The organism is uncultured Oscillibacter sp., from assembly GCF_910587525.1.
In the GTDB taxonomy this organism is placed as follows: domain Bacteria; phylum Bacillota; class Clostridia; order Oscillospirales; family Oscillospiraceae; genus Oscillibacter.
This window is the reverse complement of sequence record NZ_CAJULS010000248.1, coordinates 1-1,840: the sequence shown is the minus strand read 5'-3', so window position 1 is coordinate 1,840 and position 1,840 is coordinate 1. Positions and strand designations below refer to the sequence as shown.

Annotated in this window: 1 pseudogene; it reads right to left on the bottom strand. The window is 55.3% G+C overall.

The window, feature by feature from the left end:
- Positions 1 to 648 precede the first annotated feature (648 nt).
- Positions 649 to 1,840, bottom strand: a pseudogene (locus tag QZ326_RS13125) (type IV secretory system conjugative DNA transfer family protein); the annotation flags it as partial.

The following is a 1,840-nucleotide window of genomic DNA, read 5'->3' as shown; positions in this document are numbered from 1 at the left end:
GTGGACGTAGGCCATGTTTTTAACCTCGTCCGTGCCGCCCATGTCGATTGGCGTTCATAGGTTTACCTCCATTTCTTGCCATGAAATACCATCATGCTAAACATGATTTATGGATAAGTCAGCACCCTTTCAGGCCAAGGCAAATCTTGAACCCCTATCCCGCCCCATTACAGAGCAGGCATTCGCTTTTTATCCTGTTCCTCTACCCTCTGCGCCATTTCTTCCCCTTGCGGGGTCGATACCTTTCCATTTCTGGAAAGGAGCGCATAGGGCTTACCACGTTCCGCGTAACGAATAATTATGCGTGCTTTAGGAGCCGTCTATGAGCCGGGAGGGCTATGTCCATTTGCCCGGAATACAACTAAATCTCCCGGGCCGCCTCCAACACCTTTTGGTTCAGGCGGTTGCGCCATATAGCGCCAGCCTTATTTCGCCTGTTCAACATAACGACCCTGCAACGGTTTACATTACATTCTCCATGGCACGCTTATCCTAGCAGTACGACCACATTAGGCTTGCAGTTTTCCCACATTGTCCCACAGGCTCCCCACCCCGCCGTTACCAGCGGCGCAGGCTGTGGTAGGATTACCCCAAATGGATAGGGTAGCTTCTTAGGCGATTCTGTTACGCGACTTCGTGTCGCACCAATTGGGTATTATCAATTATAATTTCCGCGCCCTCCTTGCCGTAGTTCTTCTCAAGCTGCCCCAGGGATTGAATGACCGGCACAATGCTCAGGCGGCGGGAGCGGCTGGCCGAAAACATCATCTCTGCTGACTCAATCTTTGGCAGAGTGCCAAATTCGTCAGCGAAGAACACCGCCCGGTTCTTCAGCTTGCCGCCGTTTTCGTCGGCCACGGCCAGGATCTCCCGGTAGAGCTGCTGGATCACCAGGGAGATCATGAAGAACTTGGAGGGGTCTTCCTCGGGCATCACCAGGAACAGCGCGGACTTTTCGTTGCAGAAGGTTTCCGCGTCTACCGCTGTGCCAAAACACAAGATCTGCTCCATTTCCGAGTCTAAGAAACTGTTGAGCCGCGCCAGGGCCGTGGACATAACGGAGGCCATGGCCTGTTCGCTGGAGGACAGGGCGGCCCCGGCAAACCAGCGGGCCTTGTGGTCCGGCGGGAGGGAATCCATGAGGATGTGGAACAAGGTTTTGCCTTTCACGCCGCTGGGGGCAAGCAGCTCTTGGATGATCTTGAAAATGGACACAATGTGGCGTTCCGCAGGCTCGCAAAACTCTGCCACCAGCAGGATTGCCGAGGTCAGAAGGCCCTCGGCTGCATCGTAGAAAAACTGATTTTGCCCATAACTGGCGCTGTCCCCGCCCGACATGATGATGGTCTTTGAGATGATTTTTGCGTACTTCTCTGCGCGGGCTTTGTAGGCCAGCTTGCCCTCCTGCTTGTACAAATCGGCGTATTTGTTGACAAGGTGCAGGAGGTTAAATCCATCGCTTTTCGTAGGGTTGCGCAGGTCGATGACGGAAACCCGGTAGCCGTAGCAGTCCCGGGCGATGCCTGCGTAGTTCCGAAAAACGTCGCCCTTTGTATCCGTTGAGGCGAATGACATCCCGCTTGCCAAGGCATATTCCAGGCATGGATAGAGCCAGTACGCAGTCTTGCCTACACCCGCCGCACCGATCATAATGGCATGTACGTCGCCGGTATCCACCAGGGCGGTAGTGGTATGCTTTCGGTTTTTACAGCCTACCACAATGCCCTGCTTGTCCGGCAGATCCCGTCCCTCCCGCCAGCGCTCCGGGGTAAAGTCAACCTGTGCGTAGGTGCGGGCAATCTCGCCTCTGGTGGCCCATCGAGCGGTACCGTGCTGGCCG